This is a genomic window from Mesorhizobium japonicum MAFF 303099 (assembly GCF_000009625.1).
Lineage (GTDB): Bacteria > Pseudomonadota > Alphaproteobacteria > Rhizobiales > Rhizobiaceae > Mesorhizobium > Mesorhizobium japonicum.
Genome location: NC_002678.2, coordinates 271,820 through 291,183, shown reverse-complemented (window position 1 = coordinate 291,183; position 19,364 = coordinate 271,820). Strand labels below are relative to the sequence as shown.

The 19,364-nt window shown below is 63.2% G+C and carries 18 protein-coding genes; 2 read left to right on the top strand and 16 right to left on the bottom strand.

Annotated elements, in window-relative coordinates; all coding sequences use genetic code 11:
- Positions 1-30: 30 nt before the first annotated feature.
- The 8 genes from hflX to dusB form a co-directional block, all read right to left on the bottom strand.
- Positions 31-1,422 carry a GTPase HflX gene (hflX, locus tag MAFF_RS02650; RefSeq protein ID WP_044547564.1) on the bottom strand — a complete coding sequence of 464 codons (1,392 nt, stop codon included), beginning with the start codon at positions 1,420-1,422 and terminating at the stop codon, positions 31-33.
- Positions 1,423-1,668 carry an RNA chaperone Hfq gene (hfq, locus tag MAFF_RS02645; protein WP_006202172.1) on the bottom strand — a complete coding sequence of 82 codons (246 nt, stop codon included), beginning with the start codon at positions 1,666-1,668 and terminating at the stop codon, positions 1,423-1,425. It abuts the gene before it with no gap.
- A gap of 145 nt (positions 1,669-1,813) precedes the next feature.
- On the bottom strand, positions 1,814-2,677 hold the full coding sequence (locus tag MAFF_RS02640) for a D-amino-acid transaminase (protein WP_010909347.1): 864 nt from the start codon (positions 2,675-2,677) through the stop codon (positions 1,814-1,816).
- Positions 2,678-2,778: 101 nt separating this feature from the next.
- Positions 2,779-4,140 carry a sigma-54-dependent transcriptional regulator gene (locus tag MAFF_RS02635; RefSeq protein ID WP_010909346.1) on the bottom strand — a complete coding sequence of 454 codons (1,362 nt, stop codon included), beginning with the start codon at positions 4,138-4,140 and terminating at the stop codon, positions 2,779-2,781.
- Positions 4,130-6,415 (bottom strand): sensor histidine kinase NtrY-like, encoded by a 2,286-nt coding sequence (locus MAFF_RS02630; RefSeq protein ID WP_044547561.1) that lies wholly within the window; start codon positions 6,413-6,415, stop codon positions 4,130-4,132. Before MAFF_RS02630 ends, MAFF_RS02635 begins: the two co-directional genes overlap by 11 nt.
- Before the next feature lie 131 nt (positions 6,416-6,546).
- Positions 6,547-8,007 carry a nitrogen regulation protein NR(I) gene (gene ntrC / locus MAFF_RS02625; RefSeq protein ID WP_010909344.1) on the bottom strand — a complete coding sequence of 487 codons (1,461 nt, stop codon included), beginning with the start codon at positions 8,005-8,007 and terminating at the stop codon, positions 6,547-6,549.
- Positions 8,004-9,146 carry a two-component system sensor histidine kinase NtrB gene (locus MAFF_RS02620; RefSeq protein ID WP_010909343.1) on the bottom strand — a complete coding sequence of 381 codons (1,143 nt, stop codon included), beginning with the start codon at positions 9,144-9,146 and terminating at the stop codon, positions 8,004-8,006. Before MAFF_RS02620 ends, ntrC begins: the two co-directional genes overlap by 4 nt.
- Entirely contained in the window at positions 9,143-10,171 is a 1,029-nt protein-coding gene (dusB, locus tag MAFF_RS02615) for a tRNA dihydrouridine synthase DusB (RefSeq protein ID WP_044547560.1), read from the bottom strand. Before dusB ends, MAFF_RS02620 begins: the two co-directional genes overlap by 4 nt.
- 245 nt (positions 10,172-10,416) lie before the next feature.
- Here dusB and MAFF_RS02610 point away from each other — a divergent pair, with 245 nt between their 5' ends.
- Both MAFF_RS02610 and MAFF_RS02605 read left to right on the top strand, forming a co-directional pair.
- Positions 10,417-11,640, top strand: coding sequence for a bifunctional 2-C-methyl-D-erythritol 4-phosphate cytidylyltransferase/2-C-methyl-D-erythritol 2,4-cyclodiphosphate synthase (locus MAFF_RS02610; RefSeq protein ID WP_010909341.1), 1,224 nt, complete (start codon positions 10,417-10,419; stop codon positions 11,638-11,640).
- Entirely contained in the window at positions 11,637-12,140 is a 504-nt protein-coding gene (locus tag MAFF_RS02605) for a CinA family protein (RefSeq protein ID WP_010909340.1), read from the top strand. Before MAFF_RS02610 ends, MAFF_RS02605 begins: the two co-directional genes overlap by 4 nt.
- Positions 12,141-12,142: 2 nt before the next feature.
- Here MAFF_RS02605 and MAFF_RS02600 read toward each other — a convergent pair whose 3' ends face one another.
- The 8 genes from MAFF_RS02600 to MAFF_RS02565 all read right to left on the bottom strand — a co-directional run bounded on the left by MAFF_RS02600 (position 12,143) and on the right by MAFF_RS02565 (position 19,360).
- Positions 12,143-12,598, bottom strand: coding sequence for a type II toxin-antitoxin system RatA family toxin (locus MAFF_RS02600; RefSeq protein WP_010909339.1), 456 nt, complete (start codon positions 12,596-12,598; stop codon positions 12,143-12,145).
- A gap of 10 nt (positions 12,599-12,608) precedes the next feature.
- On the bottom strand, positions 12,609-13,574 hold the full coding sequence (lipA, locus tag MAFF_RS02595; RefSeq protein ID WP_010909338.1) for a lipoyl synthase: 966 nt from the start codon (positions 13,572-13,574) through the stop codon (positions 12,609-12,611).
- A gap of 137 nt (positions 13,575-13,711) precedes the next feature.
- Positions 13,712-13,969 (bottom strand): GlsB/YeaQ/YmgE family stress response membrane protein, encoded by a 258-nt coding sequence (locus MAFF_RS02590; RefSeq protein WP_010909337.1) that lies wholly within the window; start codon positions 13,967-13,969, stop codon positions 13,712-13,714.
- 99 nt (positions 13,970-14,068) lie between these two features.
- A complete protein-coding gene (gene lpdA, locus MAFF_RS02585; RefSeq protein ID WP_010909336.1) occupies positions 14,069-15,514 on the bottom strand; it encodes a dihydrolipoyl dehydrogenase in 1,446 nt (481 codons plus the stop codon).
- Positions 15,515-15,530: 16 nt separating this feature from the next.
- Positions 15,531-16,166 carry an SGNH/GDSL hydrolase family protein gene (locus tag MAFF_RS02580; RefSeq protein WP_010909335.1) on the bottom strand — a complete coding sequence of 212 codons (636 nt, stop codon included), beginning with the start codon at positions 16,164-16,166 and terminating at the stop codon, positions 15,531-15,533.
- Positions 16,163-16,579 carry a hypothetical protein gene (locus tag MAFF_RS02575; protein ID WP_010909334.1) on the bottom strand — a complete coding sequence of 139 codons (417 nt, stop codon included), beginning with the start codon at positions 16,577-16,579 and terminating at the stop codon, positions 16,163-16,165. The genes MAFF_RS02580 and MAFF_RS02575 overlap by 4 nt, the downstream gene beginning before the upstream one ends.
- A 15-nt stretch (positions 16,580-16,594) precedes the next feature.
- Entirely contained in the window at positions 16,595-17,956 is a 1,362-nt protein-coding gene (locus MAFF_RS02570) for a pyruvate dehydrogenase complex dihydrolipoamide acetyltransferase (protein ID WP_010909333.1), read from the bottom strand.
- 18 nt (positions 17,957-17,974) lie between these two features.
- Complete coding sequence (locus MAFF_RS02565; protein WP_010909332.1) at positions 17,975-19,360, bottom strand: pyruvate dehydrogenase complex E1 component subunit beta; 1,386 nt, start codon at positions 19,358-19,360, stop codon at positions 17,975-17,977.
- Positions 19,361-19,364: the final 4 nt, after the last annotated feature.

Here is a 19,364-nt window from a genome sequence, read left to right as displayed (position 1 = left end):
AAACCGCCTTTTTACTGGAAATTCTTCGGCTTACCCGTTGTTTTTACGACGCAATCGGCTTTCGATTTCTTCGCGGGCGCTTTGCGTGGCCTTGAGCGAAATGGTGGCGCTGCCGTCTTCATTGTCGGCGCGCGAAACGATATCGCCGTTGCGATACAGCCAATCGACAAGGCCGAACTGTGCCGGCTCGATCGTCACCGTCAGGTCTTCGAGCTCGCCCGCCATGCGTGTCTCGATGACCGCCTTCAGCGCTTCGATGCCCTCGCCGGTCACCGCCGATATGGCGATCGGCGGACCTTTGCTGCCATCCACGGCGTCGGCAAGCAGGCGGCTCCTGTTGCCTTCGTCCAGCAGATCGACCTTGTTCCAGACTTCGATCACACGCTTGGTGTCACCGGCGTCGACACCGAGGTCGGCCAGGATGCGCTCGACATCCTCGGCCTGCGCCGCCGTGTCGGGATCGGAGATGTCGCGCAGATGAATGACGAGATCGGCTTCGACCACCTCTTCCAGCGTGGCGCGAAAAGCCGCGATCAAATGCGTCGGCAGATCGGAGATGAAACCGACCGTGTCCGACAGGATGATCGGCGTGCCATGCGGCAGGCGCACGCGGCGCAGCGTCGGGTCGAGCGTGGCGAACAGCATGTCCTGCGCCAGCACGTCCGCTCCGGTCAGCCGGTTGAACAGCGTCGACTTGCCGGCATTGGTGTAGCCGACGATCGCCACCACCGGGAATGGCACCTTCTTGCGCTTGGCGCGGTGCAGGTCGCGGGTGCGACGCACCGTTTCCAGCTCGTGCTTCAGCTTGATGATCTTTTCCTGCAACTGCCGCCGGTCGGATTCGATCTGGGTTTCGCCGGGGCCGCCTAGGAAGCCGGCGCCACCGCGCTGGCGTTCAAGGTGGGTCCAGCTGCGCACAAGGCGGCCCTTCTGGTAGTTGAGATGGGCAAGTTCGACCTGCAGCGTGCCTTCCTTGGTGCGGGCGCGCTCGCCAAAGATTTCGAGGATCAGCCCGGTTCGGTCCAGAACCTTGGCATGCAATTCCTTCTCGAGATTGCGTTGCTGCACCGGGGTCAGCGGATGATCGACGATGACCAGTTCCGCGTCGTTGTCCTTAACGATTTGGGCGAACTCTTCGACCTTGCCGCTGCCAAGCAGGGTCGCCGGACGCGGATCGTTGACGGTCACGACAGCCGTATGGACTGGGTCGAGATTGATGGCGCGCGCGAGGCCGACCGCCTCGTCATGGCGAGCGTCGGCCGAGCGCGTCAGCCGTGGGCGGTTGGTGTCGTCGTCACCGCGCGGCTGGCGGGTAAGCACGGGCACAATGACGACAGCCCGGGTCGGCCCCTTGGCTTCCGTCCCGGGATGATGCGCTGGTTTTCCGCGAACCGTGGCGTCCGCGTCCTTTTCACGTGCCAATCAGGCGCCCTGGCTTTCCTCGCCATCGAACATCTGAACCGGCTGGCTCGGCATGATCGTGGAAATGGCGTGCTTGTAGACGAGCTGGGAGTGACCGTCGCGGCGCAGCAGCACACAGAAATTGTCGAACGAAGTGACCACGCCGGTCAGCTTCACGCCGTTGATGAGGAAGATGGTGAGCGGGTTCTTGCTCTTGCGAACTGAATTCAGGAACAGGTCCTGAAGGTTTTGCGATCGTTCCGCCATTGTTCTTGTCTTTCGCCGATCCCCTTCGGTTTGCAGGCCAATGCGCCAAATTAACGGGCACATGTCAAGCGCACAAACACCGTCTTGTCGTCAGTAACGACAAGCAGAACGAGATATATTGATGTTCATTCCACCTGTGCGGTTATCAGGCTGGACTTTTTTCCGCAATGTCAAAAAAGGCTTGCCGTAACGAAAGTGTCACTGAGCCGGGGTGCCCGTTGGCCACCGGATCGCCGTCAATGGCCACGACCGGCATGGCAATCGTCGTGGCGGAACTGATGAACGCCTCGCGCGCCGCCTTGGCCTCGGCGACGGAAAAACCGCGCTCCTCGATCTTCAGGCCGAGCTTGGCCGCGACTTCGAACATCGTCGTGCGGGTGATGCCGCGCAGGATGCCGTGATCGGCCGGCCTGGTGACCAGGACGCCATCCCGGGTGACGATCCAGGCGTTCGACGAGCCGCCTTCCTTGACGTTGCCGTCGGTGTCGACGAACCATGCTTCCTGCGCACCGGCTTCCTTGGCTTTTTGCTTGGCCAATACATTGGGCAGCAGTCCGACGGTCTTGATATCGACCCGGTCCCAGCGATTCTCTGGCACGGTGATGACCGCGATCCCGGTTTCGGCTCGCTTTGCTCCAGCCGCCGGATCGGCCTTTCTGGCTGTGACCACCAATGACGGCTTGGTGTCCGCCGACGGGAAAACAAACTCGCGGCTGGCGACACCACGCGTCACCTGCACATAGACAAGGCCGTTGACGACGTGGTTGCGATTGACCACCTCGCGCAGGATCAGCGGCAGCACGTTGCGCGCGACCGGCCAGGCGATCGACAGTTCGGTCAGCGAGCGGTTGAGCCGGGCAAGATGGCGCGGCATGTCGACGATGAAGCCGCGCGCCACCTCGCAGACCTCGTAGACGCCATCGGCGAACTGATAGCCGCGATCCTCGATATGCACGGAAGCGTCCGCGTGAGCGACGTAGCGCCCGTTGACATAGGCAATGCGCGGCATTGGCGACCCCTGGAAAAATCTCGGGCTTTCTTATGCGATTCCGCCGCCGCCGTAACCGGCAAATGCTTGGACCACGCGCGGTTCAGTACAGGTTCCGCGCGTCAGACGCCCAGTGACTTCAGTTTGCGGTGCAGCGCCGAGCGCTCCATGCCGATGAACTCGGCGGTCTTCGAGATGTTGCCGCCGAAGCGGTTGATCTGGGCGATCAGATAGTCCTTCTCGAACTGTTCACGGGCCTCGCGCAACGGCAGCGCCATAATGTGCTGGTCGGACTGATTCGGCGTTCGCGGCATGACGTCGCCGATTTCGGACGGCAGCAGGTCCGCGGTGATCGGCGCATCGACGTCGTCGCCGCGCGCCAGAATCATCAGGCGCTCGACATTGTTGCGCAGCTGACGGACGTTGCCGGGCCAATTGTGCGCCTGCAGCACGGCAAGCGCGTCATCGCCGATACGGCGCGGCTTGATGCCGGCCTGGCGGGCGATCTGCTTCATGAAATTGTCAACGAGATAGGGAATGTCCTCGCGCCGCTCGGCCAGGCCCGGCACCATCACCGGAACCACCGCCAGCCGGTGGTAGAGATCTTCGCGGAAACGCCCGTCGGCGATCATGGCTTCCAGGTTCTGCGAGGTCGACGAGATGATGCGGACATCGACCTTGACCCGCTTGGTGCCCCCTACCCGCTCGAACTGCTGCTCGACCAGCACGCGCAGGATCTTGTTTTGCGTCTCGCGCGGCATGTCGGCCACTTCGTCGATGTAGAGGATGCCGCGATGGGCCTCCTCCAGCGCGCCGACCTTGCGCTCGACACCGTTCGATTCGGTGCCGAACAGCTCGATCTCCATGCGCTCGGGCGTGATGTTGGCGGCGCTTAGCGTCACGAATGGCGCGCCCTTGCGGGCCGACAGCGTGTGAATGGCGCGCGCCGCCAGTTCCTTGCCGGATCCGGACGGGCCGATGATCATGACACGGCTGTTGGTCGGCGCGACGCGCTCGATGGTCTGGCGCAGCTGGCTCATGGCCGACGACATGCCGATCAGGTCGAAGGTCTCGCCACTGCGCTGTTTGAGGTCGGAAACCTCGCGCCGCAACTTCGAGGTTTCCAGCGCACGCTCGGCAATGAGAATCAGCCTGTCGGCCTTGAACGGCTTCTCGATGAAATCATAGGCGCCACGTCGGATGGCGGAGACCGCTGTTTCGATGTTGCCGTGGCCGGAGATCATCACCACCGGCAGGGTGGGATGCATGGTCTTGATCTCGTCGAGCAGCGCCAGGCCGTCCAGGCGCGAGCCCTGCAGCCAGATGTCGAGGAAAATCAACCTCGGTGCCCGGTCGGCAATGGCCGCCAAGGCGCTGTCGGCGTCGAATGCCGTGCGGGTTTCGTGACCTTCGTCGCTCAATATGCCTGCGACGAGCTCGCGGATGTCTTCCTCGTCATCGACGATGAGAATATCAGACGCCATTACCGACCTTTTCAGTTTCTCTTTCGTGTTCCGTCTTGCCTTCGCCGCGCAACGGCGTGACGGCCGCCAGCGGCAGGATGATGCTGATCATCGCCCCGCGGCCGCCGTGGAAGTCCGCAGGCGCATCATGAAGTTCCAGCCTGCCGCCATGGTCCTCCACGATCTTCTTGACGATAGCGAGACCAAGCCCGGTGCCTTTCTCGCGCGTGGTCATATAGGGCTCGAGCAGCCGTTGGCGATTCTCGCGCGGCAGGCCTTTGCCATTGTCGATGACGTCGATACGAATCGCGCCATTCTGACGGCCGGCTTGAATCCGGATTATGCCGTGCGAACCGTCCTTTTGTTCCAGTCCGTCGATCGCCTCGGCGGCGTTCTTGATCACATTGCCGAAAGCCTGCGCCAGAAGGCGGCTGTCGAATGTGCCCTTGAGCGGTTCATTGCCGAAAATCCGCTCGAAGGTGATGTCGGCGCGGCTGACCTCGACCAGGAAGGATGCCTCGCGCAGCGATTCGCGCAGATCGATGGCCTTCATCTCGGGCTTGGGCATGCGCGCGAAGGCGGAGAATTCGTCGACCATGCGGCCGATGTCCTCGACCTGCCGGATGATGGTGTCGGTGCATTGGTCGAAAACCTCGCGGTCCTCGGTGATGACCTTGCCGTATCGGCGCTTGATGCGCTCGGCCGAAAGCTGGATCGGCGTCAGCGGGTTCTTGATCTCGTGGGCGATGCGGCGCGCGACGTCGGCCCAGGCTGAAGAACGCTGCGCCTGGACCAGATCGGTGATGTCGTCGACGGTCACGACGTAGGATTTCTCTTCCGAGCCGTCGTCGCCCGCTTCGATGGTGATCTGCACGTTGAAAGTGCGCTCGGTGCCGGCGCGGAAAAACGTCACCTGCTCGCGGTAGACGGGCTTGCCCGACTGGCGGCCGATCTCGAAGACGCGGCCGACATGCGGCAAAATAGCGGAAAGGTTCTGCCCGAGTGCGGCACTGGCGGAGATGGCCAGCATCGATTCGGCCGAACGGTTGACGATGGTGACGATGCCGTAGGGATCGACGCCGATGACGCCGGCGGTGACACCGGCAAGCACGGCTTCGGAGAAGCGCCGCCGCTCGTCGATCAGGTCCTTCGCCGACAGGATCTCGTTGCGCTGCGATTTGAGCTCCAGCAGCATCTTGTTGAAGGTGTCGCCAAGCGAGGCGACATCGCCGTCGGAAGATCTAACCGGAACCGCGACGTCGAGATTGCCGGTCGCCACTTCGTCGGCAGCGCCAATGAGCTGGCGAATCGGCCGCACGAGGCGGTCGGCGACCGCGATGCCCGTCCAGATTGCCGACAAGATGATGATCAGGGTCAGCGACAGATAGGGCAGCGCGAAGGCTACTTGCGACGTGCGCCTGTTGTCTTCGAGATTGCGATACTCGTCGGTGTTGGACCTGACGATCTGCCGCGCCTTGATCACCTCGGGATCGACAAGGCGGATGGTGTAGAGGTAGAGGCCCTCGATTTCGCGCAGCTTGACGATGGCGCCCATGATGTTGCGGGTGCGCGGCTCTATCAGCACCGGCTTGCCGTCGGTGGCGCTGCTGACTGAACCTTCCGGCGGTTCCGGCATGGCGAAATCGGCATCGGTCTGCGCGCTCATGACGAACGAACCGTCGGGCTTGATCAGCGCCGCATGGGCCAGCGACCGGCCCACCGCCTCCTTGTTCAGGAGGTCGAGAAAGCCTGTGCGATCAAGGCCGTATAGCGAGCGCGACGCGTCGAGATCATAGGCCATCGACAGCGTCGTGCCCTGCAGATTGCGGGCGTTCTCCTGGACATAGGCATCGGCGATCGACAGCGAGGAATTGACGATCGTCTTGGTACGAATCTCGAACCAGCGGTCGAGGCCGATATCGAGCGTGATCGAGGCGATGATGGCCACCATGATGGCGGGGATGGCGGCAACCAGCGCGAACATGGCGACGATGCGCACATGCAGCCGCGAGGCCGCCTTGCCATGCCGGCGGGCCATGACGATGCGATGCACTTCGCGCCCGACCAGCGCCATGAGGAACAGCACGAAAGCGGCATTGAGCGCGATCAGCGCCCAGGTCGTCCTGGCGTCAGGCGCGATCGGCGTCGCGCCGACCAGGATGGTGAACGAGATGGCCGCCATGACCAGCGCGCCGACGACGGCCACCACGCCGGGCAGCGCCAGCAAGCGGCGCCCGTCGCGCGCGCCGGGTTCGCTGAATAGCGGTTGATTGAGTACAGGTGCCTGCGGAGCCATGTCGCCGTCTGGGAGCCAATGATTGCGTCCGATCTATGCAACGCATTGTGGCGATTATGCAACAAGTGTGACAATGGCGGAAATCTTTCGCCGCTCAGTCCCCTGAAAAAGAGTCGTCGCCGGGTCGTCGCTCAGCCCGGCCGCGACGATTTATAGACGTTGACGCCCAGTTCGCGAATCTTCTTGCGCAGCGTGTTGCGGTTCAGCCCCAGCAGTTCCGCAGCCTTGATCTGGTTGCCGCGGGTTGCCGTCATTGAGGCCAGGACCAGCGGATATTCGACCTCGGACAGTATGCGCTGGTAGAGTCCGGCGGGCGGCAATTCGCCGGCAAACGAGGCGAAATAGCGCTGCAGGAAGTGCTCCACTGCCTGGCCGATGGAGAGATCGTCGGGAATGAGGTTGCCGCCGCCGGGCACCACGGGGCGCTCGCCGGTCTTCAGCTCCGCCTCGATGATCTCGGCGGAAATCTCGTCCTGCGAATAAAGAGCGGCCAGCCGGCGAACCAGGTTTTCCAGTTCGCGCACATTGCCCGGCCACGGGTAGCGCTTCATCAGTTCGATGCCGCCGGACGAGATGCGCTTGGTCTGCAGCCCTTCCATCTCGCCGAGCTTGAAGAAGTGGCGCACGAGATCGGGCACGTCCTCGGAGCGCTCGCGCAATGCCGGCAGCCTCAGCGGAACGACATTGAGACGATAGAACAGATCCTCGCGGAACAGTCCCTGGTTGATCAGCGTGCGCAGATCCTTGTTGGTGGCGGCGACGATGCGCACATCGGTCTTGATCGGCGTGCGTCCGCCGACGGTCGTGTACTCGCCCTGCTGCAGGACGCGCAGCAGGCGCGTCTGTGCCTCCATCGGCATGTCGCCGATCTCGTCGAGGAACAGCGTGCCGCCCTCGGCCTGCTCGAAACGGCCGGTGGAGCGGTTCTGCGCGCCGGTGAAGGCACCCTTCTCATGGCCGAACAGTTCCGATTCGATCAGGTCACGCGGGATCGCCGCCATATTGATGGCGACAAACGGCCCGCCGCGACGACGGCCATATTCGTGCAGCGCACGCGCCACCAGTTCCTTGCCGGTGCCGGATTCGCCCGAGATCATCACCGTGAGGTCGGTCTGCATCATGCGCGCCAGCATGCGATAGATGTCCTGCATGGCCGCCGAGCGGCCGACCAGCGGCATCGTTTCCGGCTGCTCATCGGGCCGCGCATCGATCTTCGGCCGGCGGGGCTCAGACAGCGCCCGGTTGACGATGTTGAGCAGTTCGGTCAGGTCGAACGGTTTCGGGAGATATTCATAGGCGCCTGTCTCGGATGCGCGGATCGCCGTCATGAACGTGTTCTGGGCGCTCATGACAATGACCGGCAGTTCCGGCCGCGCCTTCTTGATGCGCGGTAGCATGTCGAAGGCGTTTTCATCCGGCATGACGACGTCGGTGATGACAAGGTCGCCCTCGCCCGCGGCCACCCAGCGCCACAAGGTCGAGGCGTTGGAGGTGACGCGCACCTCGTGCCCGACGCGCGAGAGAGCCTGGTTGAGCACGGTGCGGATCGCCGCATCGTCATCGGCGACGAGAATATTGCCGCGAGCGGTCATTTGCGGTCTCCTTCACCGTCTTCTTCAGCGCCGAACGGCGTTTCCTTCCAGGCCGGCATCAGGATGCGGAAGGTGGTTCCTCGCGGGGTCGATTCGCATTCGATGATGCCGCCATGCTCGCCGACGATCTTGGCGACCAGCGCAAGCCCCAGCCCCGAGCCGTTCGGCTTGGTGGTGATGAAAGGATCAAACAGGATCGGCAGGATATCCTCCGAGACACCGGGGCCATTGTCGCGCACGCAGAACTCCAGGGGCAGCGACACGCGGTCCTGCGTTCCCGGCACCGATACGCGAATGCCCGGCCGGAAGGCGGTCGACAGCACGATCTCGCCATGCGGGTCGGTGCCGATCGCCTCGGCGGCGTTCTTGACCAGGTTCAGGAACACCTGGATCAGCTGGTCGCGGTTGGCGAACACTGGAGGCAATGATGGATCATAGTCCTCCAATATCCTGATTTTCTTGGCAAAACCGTTCTTTGCGATCGCCTTCACATGGTCGAGAACGACATGGATGTTGACGGGATAGCGATCGATCGGCCGCTCGTCGGAAAACACCTCCATGCGATCGACCAGCGAGACGATGCGGTCCGTCTCGTCGGTGATCAGCCGGGTCAACGCGCGGTCCTCGTCGGAGGCGGACAGTTCGAGCAGTTGCGCGGCGCCGCGGATGCCGGAGAGCGGGTTCTTGATCTCATGGGCGAGCATCGCCGCCAGGCCAGTCACCGAGCGCGCGGCACCGCGATGCGTCATCTGCCGGTCGATCTTGTCGGCCATGGACCGTTCCTGGAACATGACCACGACGGAGCCCGGGAATTCCGGCACCGGCGCGACATAGAGATCGACGACCTTCTCGATGCCGAGGCGTGGCGACGACACATCGACCCGATACTCGTTGACCGGAGCCCGGCGCTCGCGCACCTGATCGACCAAGGTCAGCAGCGGACTGCCGAAGGGGACGAGCTTGGACAGGGTGTTGCGCGCCAGCATGGTCGCGCTGGAGCGAAAAAAGTCCTCGGCATCGGCATTGGCGAAGGTGATGAAGCCTTCCTCGCTGATCATGATCACCGGGCGGCGGATGGTGTTGAGGACGATCTGGGCGGCGTCCACCATTTCAGCTCCCTGGCCAGCGATGGCGTTCATGCGGCGCTCCGCAGGCTCAAGGGTTGCGGATCACGCGAAAACACATTGCGCAGCAAGGCAATGACGCGGGCCGGATCGAACGCCGTCAGGATGGCCTTTCGGTCATCGTCGGCGACGCCAACAGCATGGCGATCAAGATACCAGCCCAGATGTTTGCGCGCCTGGCGCAAACCGCTCTCAACGCCATAAAGCGCCAGCATGTCCTCGTAGTGGCCGACGATATAGTCTGCCAGAGCCGCGCGATTCTCGGGCACGTTGGCCGCCACTTCGCCTGCCGCCGCTGCCGCGATGCCACCGGCGATCCAGGGCGCGCCGTAATGCGCGCGACCGACCATCACCGCATCGGCGCCCGATTGGTCGAGAATGGCAGCTGCCTCGGCCGGGGAACAGACATCGCCATTGGCAACGACTGGAATGGACACGGCTTCCTTGACGCGGGCGATGGCGCGCCAGTCGGCCTTGCCCTGGTAGAACTGGCAGCGCGTGCGGCCATGCACCGTCACCATCTTGACGCCCGCCTGCTCGGCACGGCGCGCGAGGATGGGCGCATTGAGGGCGCCTTCGTCCCAGCCGAGCCGCATCTTGACCGTCACCGGCACCTTGACCGCGCCGACCACGGCCTCGATCAGCGACAGCGCATGGTCGAGATCCAGCATCAATGCCGAACCGGCATAACCACCGGTGACCTTCTTGGCCGGGCAGCCCATGTTGATGTCGATGATGTCGGCGCCCTCGCCTGCGGCGATCCGTGCGCCTTCGGCCATGTGGATCGCTTCGCGGCCCGCCAGCTGCACCATATGGACGGGCAGGCCGGAATGCCGTATGCGCAGGTCGAAGCCGGCCCTACCCTTGGCGAGTTCGCCGCTTGCCACCATTTCGGACACGACCAGGCCCGCGCCGTGCGCATGGGCGCGCCGCCGGAACGGCTCGTCGGTGATGCCCGACATCGGCGCGAGGAAGACGCGGTTGCGGATTTCCACGCCGCCGACGTTCAAAGGCGCGGCCAATCTGGCTGAGTTAACCATGCACAAAAACCAAGCATGTCCATTCGTTGCACATTCTCTAGCCATATCAGCTACAATGTGCAACGCGGAATGACGTCACATTGAGGCGCAATTGGGAAAATTCCGGACCTTAGGCATTTGCCGTGACCAGGGCGCGCCGCGCGTCCCTCAGGGCATGTGAAGGATGCTTTGGAATTCACATTTGACGCACGATCTTTTTGGAAAACCAATTACACTTTTGGGGATCGTGCGCTAAGCCAATCGCCATGACTGAGGCAAGTGAAAACGCGAGCGCGACAGGTGGGGTTGCGGTGGTGATCGTCGCCGCCGGCCGCGGCGCTCGTGCCGGGCAGGCCAACGGACCCAAGCAATACCAGAACATTGGCGGCCGCGCCGTCATTGCGCACACGCTGGAGATATTTCTGGCCCATCCGCGAACCGACCGGATCGTCGTCGCCATCCACGCCGACGACCACGAATTGTTCCGGCAAGCGGCGGGCAGCCAGGCTGAGCGCGTCACCGCCATCATTGGCGGACCGACCCGGCAGGAGTCCGTCCGGCTCGGGCTGCTGGCGCTGAAGGAGCATGCGCCGGGCCAGGTTCTAATTCACGACGCCGTCCGCCCGTTCGTCGATGCGGACCTGATCGACCGAACCATTTCCGCCATCGGCGAGAACGAGGGGGCGTTGCCCGCCCTCCCCGTCGCAGACACGCTGAAGCGCGAATCGGCCGCCGGAGTGGTCGCGGAAACCGTTTCCCGAAGCGGGCTGCACGCGGCGCAAACGCCGCAAGGTTTTCCCTACGGGCCGATCCTTGCCGCACACGACAAGGCCTTTCAACTGGGTAGGCTGGACTTCACTGATGACGCGGCCATCGCCGAATGGGCGCATATTCCAGTCAAGCTCGTTCCGGGCTCGCCGGACAATGTCAAACTCACCTGGGCACGGGACATCGCCATGGCGCACCAGCGGCTTTCCAGCGAACGCACACATTTCCCCGACATCCGCACCGGCAACGGCTACGATGTCCACGCCTTTGAGCCCGGCGATCACGTCACTTTGTGCGGCGTCGCCATTCCACATGACAAGAAACTGTCCGGTCATTCCGATGCCGATGTCGGCCTGCATGCCTTGACCGACGCGCTGCTGGCGACCTGCGGAGCCGGTGACATCGGTACGCATTTTCCGCCGTCCGATCCGCAGTGGAAAGGTGCGGCGTCGCGGATCTTCGTCGAACACGCGGCGAAAGTCGTGCGCCAGCGCGGCGGACGCATCGCCAATGCCGACATCACGCTGATCTGCGAGGCGCCGCGCGTCGGCCCGCATCGCGAGGCGATGACGGCAGCCCTGTCGCGGATGCTGGGCATTTCCGCCGACCGCATCTCGATCAAGGCGACAACCAACGAAAAACTCGGCTTCGTCGGCCGCGAGGAAGGCATTGCGGCGATCGCCACCGCCAGCGTGGTGTTCCCCGGCGAGGTGCCGGAATGAGCAACGCCGAACTCGCAAACTCCCTGCTGCTGGCCTGCCAGCAACGCGGCATCATGCTGGCGACGGCTGAAAGCTGCACCGGCGGCCTGATCATCGCCGCGCTCACCGACATTGCCGGCTCCTCGGCGGTGGTCGACCGCGGCTTTATCACCTATTCCAACGAAGCCAAGATGGACATGCTCGGCGTTGCCGCCAAAACGCTCGACGCGCATGGAGCCGTTTCGCGCGAAACGGTCCTGGAGATGGCGGCCGGCGCGCTGGCGCATTCGCGCGCGAGCCTTTCTCTTGCCGTTACCGGCATTGCCGGCCCAAGCGGAGGTTCGGCTGACAAGCCGGTCGGTCTCGTCTGGTTCGGCCTTGCCCTGGCCGGCCAGCCTGTTGTCGCCGAGCGCCAGCTGTTTGGCCACAAGGGCCGCGAATTCATCCGCCACGAGACGGTGAGACACGCGCTGCAATTCGGCCTGCGCGCGCTTGGACAAGGCACGGATTCACCGCGATAGCGTCATGCCGGCGCAACCCCATAGATGACGTCGGCGCGCTTTTCGAAAGCCTCGGCGAACATCCGGAAGGCACGGTCGAACATGGTGCCCATCAGCGCGCCCAGGATACGGCTCTTGAACTCATAGTCGATGAAGAAGCGGACGGCGCAGCCGGCGCCATCGGGCTCGAAACGCCAGACATTGCTCAGATATTTGAACGGGCCGTCGATATATTTCACGTCGATGGCGCTCTCGTCGGGCTTCAAAAGCACCTGTGTCGTGAAGGTCTCGCGGATCGCCTTGTAGCCGATGCTCATGTCGGCCAGGAGAACGGTGCGTCCGTCACGCTCCTTGCGCGTGCGCACCGTCAGCGCTTCGCAGAGCGGCAGGAACTGCGGATAGGCCTCGACATCGGCAACCAGCGCGAACATCTGCTGTGGCGTATGGGCGACGCGGCGGGTGGCTTCGAATTTCGGCATTCAACCAGCGCTAGACCGATTTCTGGAGCTGCGCTTCCCGCGCCGCGCGCAGCCGGGCGAAATCGTCGCCGGCATGGTGCGATGAACGCGTCAGCGGGCTCGATGCCACAAGCAGGAAACCCTTGGTCCGGCCGATCGTCTCGAAGGACTTGAACTCTTCGGGCGTCACGAAGCGGATCACCGGATGGTGCTTTTTCGAAGGCTGCAGATATTGGCCGATGGTCATGAAGTCGACATTGGCCGAGCGCAGATCGTCCATCAGCTGCAGGATTTCATTTCGCTCCTCGCCCAGGCCAACCATGATGCCGGATTTGGTGAAGATCGACGGATCGAGTTCCTTGACCCGCTGCAACAGCCGGATCGAGTGGAAATAGCGGGCGCCCGGCCGGACCTTCAGATAGTTCGACGGCACGGTTTCGAGATTGTGGTTGAAGACGTCGGGCCTGGCCGCCACGACGATCTCAAGCGCGCCGTCCTTGCGCAGGAAATCGGGCGTCAGGATTTCGATCGTGGTCGACGGCGTTGCCGCGCGGATCGCCCGGATGACATCGGCAAAATGCTGCGCACCGCCATCGGCAAGATCGTCGCGGTCGACCGAGGTGATGACGACGTGGCTGAGCCCCATCTGCTTGACGGCATGCGCGACGCGGGCCGGCTCATCGGGGTCCAGCGCGGTCGGAATGCCGGTGGCGACATTGCAGAAGGCGCAAGCGCGCGTGCAGATCTCGCCCATGATCATGAAGGTGGCGTGCTTCTTTTCCCAGCACTCGCCGATGTTGGGGCAACCGGCCTCTTCGCAGACCGTCACCAGCTTGTGGGATTTGACGATCTCGCGCGTCTCGGCATAGCCCTTCGAGACCGGCGCCTTGACGCGGATCCAGTCCGGCTTGCGCAACACCTCCTGGTCGGGCTTGTGCGCCTTCTCGGGGTGCCGCAACCGTGGTGCGTTGGCGATCGCGTCGAGGACAGTAACCATCTGGACCCTGGCTTTTCTCGTGACCGCCCCTCGGCGATCGTCAGTTTATCGTCATCTAGGACTTTTCGGCACAAAGAAAAAGGCTGCAGCGGCGCATGCCGCTACAACCGTTTTCGCATAGCCGGGAACGGTACCGATTAGCGGCGCACCAGGCGACCGACCCAGATCAGCAGGCAGGCACCGATAAAGCCGGTGATCAGATAGGCGATCCAGCCGACGCCGAACGGGCCGAAATTGAGCGCCTGCAGGATAGCGTTCAACACGACTGCGCCAACGATGCCCATGATAATGTTCATGAAAATGCCGGTGTTGCTCTTCATGACCATTTCGGCGAACCAGCCTGCCAGGCCGCCGATGATGATGGCTGCAATCCAGCCCACGCCGTTCAAGTGCATATGCCTTCTCCTTGCGCGCGTAGAAATGCATGCGAAAACGAACTGCCTTGCCGCCGAGATCCGGCGGCTTTCGCGGCTGAGTCTCCTGCTGCGAATCTATCATGCGTTCAAGGCGCGGCCATAGGCGTCGAGCACGCTTTCCTTCATCATCTCCGACAGCGTCGGATGCGGGAAGATGGTGTGCATCAGCTCTTCCTCGGTCGTCTCGAGGTTCATCGCCACGACAAAGCCCTGGATCAGTTCGGTCACCTCGGCGCCGACCATATGGGCGCCGAGCAGCTGACCGGTCTTCTTGTCGAAGATGGTCTTGATGAAGCCCTGGTCCTCGCCAAGCGCGATCGCCTTGCCGTTAGCCGCGAACTGGAAGCGGCCGACGCGGATATCCTTGCCTTCGGCCTTGGCCTTGGCTTCCGTCAGGCCGACGGAGGCGACCTGCGGATTGCAGTAGGTGCAGCCCGGGATCTTGAGCTTGTCGATGGCGTGCACGCCGGGGAAACCAGCGATCTTTTCCACGCACACGACGCCCTCATGCTCGGCCTTGTGGGCAAGCATGGGCGGGCCGGCGACATCGCCGATGGCGTAGATGCCTGGTACATTGGTCTTGCCATAGCCGTCGACGACAATGCAGCCGCGGTCGGTCTTCACGCCGAGCGCTTCAAGGCCGAGATTCTCGATATTGCCCTGGACACCGACGGCCGAGATCATGCGGTCGGCGGTGATCTTCTCGACCTTGCCGTCCTTCATCTCGACATGCGCGGTGACCGAGTTGGCGCCCTTCTCGACCTTGGTCACCTTGGCTTCGAGAATGATCTTCATGCCTTGCTTCTCGAACTGTTTTTGCGCGAATTTCGAGACCTCGGCATCCTCGACCGGCATCACCGCCGGCAACAGTTCGACCACCGTCACGTCGGCGCCCATGGTGCGGTAGAAGGAGGCAAATTCGATGCCGATGGCGCCCGAGCCCATCACCAGCAGCGACTTCGGCATTTCCTTCGGCACCATGGCCTCGAAATAGGTCCAGATGAGCTTGCCGTCCGGCTCGATGCCCGGCAGCGCGCGCGGCCGCGCGCCGGTCGCCAGGATGATGTGCTTGGCGGTATAGGTGCCCTCGCCCTTGACGCCCTTCGGTACCGGCGGCTGCGGCTCCATCGGCGTCTTGGCCGTCTTGGAGACGACGACCTCACCGGGCTTCGACAGCTTGGCTTCGCCCCAGATGACGTCGACCTTGTTCTTCTTCATCAGGAAGGCAACGCCGCCATTGAGCCGCAGCGAGACTTTGCGCGAGCGGTCGACCACGGCCGACGTGTCGACGCTGACCTTGCCATCGAGCTTCAGGCCATAGTCCTTCAGATGGTCGGAATAGTGCATGATCTCGGCCGAACGCAGCAGCGCCTTGGTCGGGATGCAGCCCCAGTTGAGGCAGATGCCGCCGAGATGCTCGCGCTCGACAATCGCCGTCTTGAAGCCGAGCTGGGCGGAACGCACCGCCGTGACATAGCCGCCGGGGCCCGAGCCGATGATGATGACGTCGTAGTTCTCAGCCACGGATTTTCTCCTTCAATCACAATTCCAGCATGACGCGCACGACCGATGTCAGCGCCTTGCCGATGTTTCGCGTGTTTTCGGCATCGAGATGGACGCCGTCGAGCGGTGTGGTTTGCGCCACCGTGCCGGCGTCGAAGAAGCCGCAGCCGACTTCGTCGGCGAGTGCGGCATATTGCGGGGCGAGTTGCTTCGACGCCTCATCGCCGCCAGCAAACATTTCCCTGAAATCGGCATTTTCGGTGCGGCTTACAACGGGCGGCGACACAATGAGTATCTGTGGCGCAGGCCAGTCGAATGGATAGTCATGGCCGCGCACGATGTCGATCAAACGTTGGATGCCTTGCTTGGCCGCGACCGGATTGCCGTGGATCCACGGCTTCATGTCGTTGGCGCCGAGCATGATGACGATCAGGTCGATCGGTGCATGCGTCGTCAGCGCCGTCGGCAACAGCCGCGCACCATTGCGATCGGCACCTGCCAGATGATCGTCGAAGGCCGTGGTGCGGCCATTGAGGCCATCGGCGATGACCTGGACGCCACCGCCGAGACTCGCCTGCAGAACGCTTGGCCAGCGGTCTTCCAGCGCATGGCGGCCGCCCTCGGCGTTGTACCCCCAGGTCAGCGAGTCGCCGTAGCAAAGCACCGTCTTCATGCGTTCACCTGTGCATTCATCAAGCCGCGTCCCACCCGCCAACGTACGAACAGCCAGTGAATCAGCACCGTCGCCAGGCTTGGCAAAACCAGGCCGGCGACAATTGGAAGGTCACTTCCCCACTGGCGCTTGTCGATCGGCTGCGAGAACGTCCAGCCGATCAGGCCGAGCCCGACCAGCACGAACAGGACCATAGTGCAAAGAGCCAGCCAGTTGATGATGGCCGGCGCATTCGAAAAGAACTGCGCGACGAAGAACAGGATCGTCACGACAATGGTGACAAGCACGGACGCCATGAACACCAGAATGTATTCTTCCTGCGCGTCGGTTGCGATGGCCAGTCCGAGCGCGACGAGGCTGCCGGCGAAACCTGAAATGAAAAAGGCGAAAAGGCTGGTGAAGAATTTCCGCACGAGCCTTTTCCTTTCCTAGACCAGCATGCCCATCGGGTTCTCGATCAGCCGCTTGAAGGCGACCAGCAGCTCGGCGCCGAGCGCGCCATCAACGGCGCGATGATCGGTCGACAGCGTCACCGACATCACGGTGGCGATTTTGAGCTCGCCATTCTTGACCACAGCCCGCTCTTCACCGGCGCCGACCGCCAGGATCGTCGCATGCGGCGGATTGATGACGGCGGCAAAGTCCTTGATGCCGAACATGCCGAGATTGGAGACCGCCGTCGTGCCGCCCTGATACTCTTCCGGCTTCAGCTTGCGGCTGCGCGCGCGGCTGGCCAGGTCCTTCATCTCGTTGGAAATGGTCGACAGCGTTTTTTCGTCCGCCTTACGGATGATCGGCGTGATCAGGCCGCCGGGGATCGACACGGCAACGCCGACATCGGCGTGCTTGTGCTTGACCATGGCGGTTTCGGTCCACGAGGCATTGGCATCCGGCACCGCCTTCAGCGCCATCGCCATCGCCTTGATCACCATGTCGTTGACCGACAGCTTGTAGGCAGGCACGTCACCCTTTTCGGTCTTCTTCATCGGTGCGGCGGCATTGATCTGCGTGCGCAAGGCCAGCAACGCATCGAGTTCGCAGTCGAGCGTCAGGTAGAAATGCGGGATGGTGGACTTGGCCTCGACCAGCCGGCGCGCGATGGTCTTGCGCATATTGTCGTGCGGGACGAGTTCGTAGGAGCCTTGCTCGAACAGCTTCAGCACCTGGTCGTCCGACATCGGCTTCACAGCCGGCGCGGGAGCCGCCGGCGCACCGGCCGGAGCCTTGGCGGCGAGGGCTGCCTTGGCACCACCGCCGGCAATCGCTGCATCGACATCGGCCTTCACCACACGGCCATGCGGGCCGGTGCCGGTCACGGCCGACACGTCGACGCCGGCCTCCTTGGCGATGCGGCGCGCGAGCGGCGAAGCGAAGGTGCGCTCGCCAGCCGCGTGGCCATTGGCGACCGGAGCCGGCTCTGCCTTGGGAGCGGCTGCGGCAGCAGGTTCAGCCTTTGGTGCCTCAGCCTTGGGAGCGTCCGCTTTCGGAGCCTCGGCTTTCGCCGGTGCGGCACCGCCACCACTTTTTGCGGCGGCGCTCGCATCCTCGCCCTCGGCCGCAAGCACGGCGATCAGCGCATTGACCTTGACGCCTTCGGTACCGGCGGGAACGACGAGCTTGGCCACCGTGCCCTCATCGACGGCCTCGACCTCCATCGTCGCCTTGTCGGTCTCGATCTCGGCGATGACGTCTCCGGGTGAAACCTTGTCGCCTTCCTTGACCAGCCATTTCGACAGATTGCCCTCTTCCATCGTGGGCGAGAGCGCCGGCATGGTGATGTTGATTGGCATTTTGTCCTCCCGGCCGGTTCAGCGATATGTGACGGCTTTGACCGCCTCGATGACCTCGCCGACATTCGGCAAAGCCAGCTTTTCGAGGTTGGCCGCATAGGGCATCGGCACATCCTTGCCGGCAATGGTGATAACCGGCGCGTCAAGGAAATCGAAAGCGCGCTGCGACACCTGGTTGGCGATGTGGTCGCCGACCGAGCTCTGCGGGAAGCCTTCTTCAACGACGACCAGCCGGTTGGTCTTCTTGACCGAGGCGATGATGGTGTCGAGGTCGAGCGGGCGGATGGTGCGCAAATCGATGATCTCGGCGTCGATGCCCAGGCCGCGCAATTCCGCTTCCGCCTTGACCGCGTAGGTCATGCCGATGCCGAAGGAGACGATGGTGACGTCCTTGCCTTGCTTGTGGATGCGGGCCTTGCCGATCGGCAGCACGAAATCATCAAGCTTCGGCACGTCGAAGGACTGGCCGTAGAGGATTTCGTTCTCGAGAAAGATGACCGGGTTCGGGTCGCGGATCGCCGCCTTGAGCAGGCCCTTGGCGTCAGCGGCCGTATACGGCATCACCACCTTCAGGCCCGGAATGTGGCTGTACCAGGCGGCGTAGCACTGCGAGTGCTGGGCGGCGACGCGGGCAGCGGCCCCGTTCGGTCCGCGGAATACGATCGGCGCGCCCATCTGGCCGCCGGACATGTAAAGCGTCTTGGCGGCCGAATTGATGATCTGGTCGATCGCCTGCATGGCGAAATTGAAGGTCATGAACTCGACGATCGGCTTCAGCCCAGCCATCGCCGCACCGACGCCGACGCCGGCAAAACCATGCTCGGTGATCGGCGTGTCGACGACGCGACGCGGCCCGAATTCCTGCAGCAAGCCTTGGGTGATCTTGTAGGCGCCCTGGTATTCGGCGACCTCCTCGCCCATGACGAAGACATCGCCGTCGCGGCGCATCTCTTCGGCCATGGCATCGCGCAGTGCTTCGCGTACCGTGGTCGAGACCATTTCGGTGCCGGCAGGGATGTCAGGATCGGCGGCGATCTCGGTCTTCGGTGCTGCCGCGACTGGTGCGGCGGCCTCGCTCTTGGCAGCAACTGGTGCCGGTGAAGCCGTTTCAGCCTTGGCGGGCTCTTCGCCGATGCCTTCGCCGGCCTTGTCGGTGTCTTCGCCTTCAACCGCAAGCACGGCGATCACCGCGTTGACCTTGACGCCCTCGGTGCCGGCGGGAACCACGATCTTGGCGAGCGTGCCCTCATCGACGGCTTCGACCTCCATCGTCGCCTTGTCGGTCTCGATCTCGGCGATGACGTCGCCGGCGACGACCTTGTCGCCCTCGTTCTTCAACCACTTGGAAAGATTGCCCTCTTCCATGGTTGGCGAGAGAGCGGGCATGAGAATTTCGATCGGCATGTCC

Excerpts from the sequence above, each read along its gene's own strand:
- MAFF_RS02635 (WP_010909346.1), bottom strand. The coding sequence starts at position 4,140 with ATGGCGTCTGATATTCTCATCGTCGATGACGAGGAAGACATCCGCGAG.
- MAFF_RS02565 (WP_010909332.1), bottom strand. The coding sequence starts at position 19,360 with ATGCCGATCGAAATTCTCATGCCCGCTCTCTCGCCAACCATGGAAGAG.
- lipA (WP_010909338.1), bottom strand. The coding sequence starts at position 13,574 with ATGGTTACTGTCCTCGACGCGATCGCCAACGCACCACGGTTGCGGCAC.
- MAFF_RS02590 (WP_010909337.1), bottom strand. The coding sequence starts at position 13,969 with ATGCACTTGAACGGCGTGGGCTGGATTGCAGCCATCATCATCGGCGGC.
- dusB (WP_044547560.1), bottom strand. The coding sequence starts at position 10,171 with ATGGTTAACTCAGCCAGATTGGCCGCGCCTTTGAACGTCGGCGGCGTG.
- MAFF_RS02605 (WP_010909340.1), top strand. The coding sequence starts at position 11,637 with ATGAGCAACGCCGAACTCGCAAACTCCCTGCTGCTGGCCTGCCAGCAA.
- ntrC (WP_010909344.1), bottom strand. The coding sequence starts at position 8,007 with ATGACCGCTCGCGGCAATATTCTCGTCGCCGATGACGATGCGGCGATC.
- MAFF_RS02610 (WP_010909341.1), top strand. The coding sequence starts at position 10,417 with ATGACTGAGGCAAGTGAAAACGCGAGCGCGACAGGTGGGGTTGCGGTG.
- hfq (WP_006202172.1), bottom strand. The coding sequence starts at position 1,668 with ATGGCGGAACGATCGCAAAACCTTCAGGACCTGTTCCTGAATTCAGTT.
- MAFF_RS02570 (WP_010909333.1), bottom strand. The coding sequence starts at position 17,956 with ATGCCAATCAACATCACCATGCCGGCGCTCTCGCCCACGATGGAAGAG.
- MAFF_RS02620 (WP_010909343.1), bottom strand. The coding sequence starts at position 9,146 with ATGAACGCCATCGCTGGCCAGGGAGCTGAAATGGTGGACGCCGCCCAG.
- MAFF_RS02580 (WP_010909335.1), bottom strand. The coding sequence starts at position 16,166 with ATGAAGACGGTGCTTTGCTACGGCGACTCGCTGACCTGGGGGTACAAC.
- MAFF_RS02600 (WP_010909339.1), bottom strand. The coding sequence starts at position 12,598 with ATGCCGAAATTCGAAGCCACCCGCCGCGTCGCCCATACGCCACAGCAG.
- MAFF_RS02640 (WP_010909347.1), bottom strand. The coding sequence starts at position 2,677 with ATGCCGCGCATTGCCTATGTCAACGGGCGCTACGTCGCTCACGCGGAC.
- MAFF_RS02630 (WP_044547561.1), bottom strand. The coding sequence starts at position 6,415 with ATGGCTCCGCAGGCACCTGTACTCAATCAACCGCTATTCAGCGAACCC.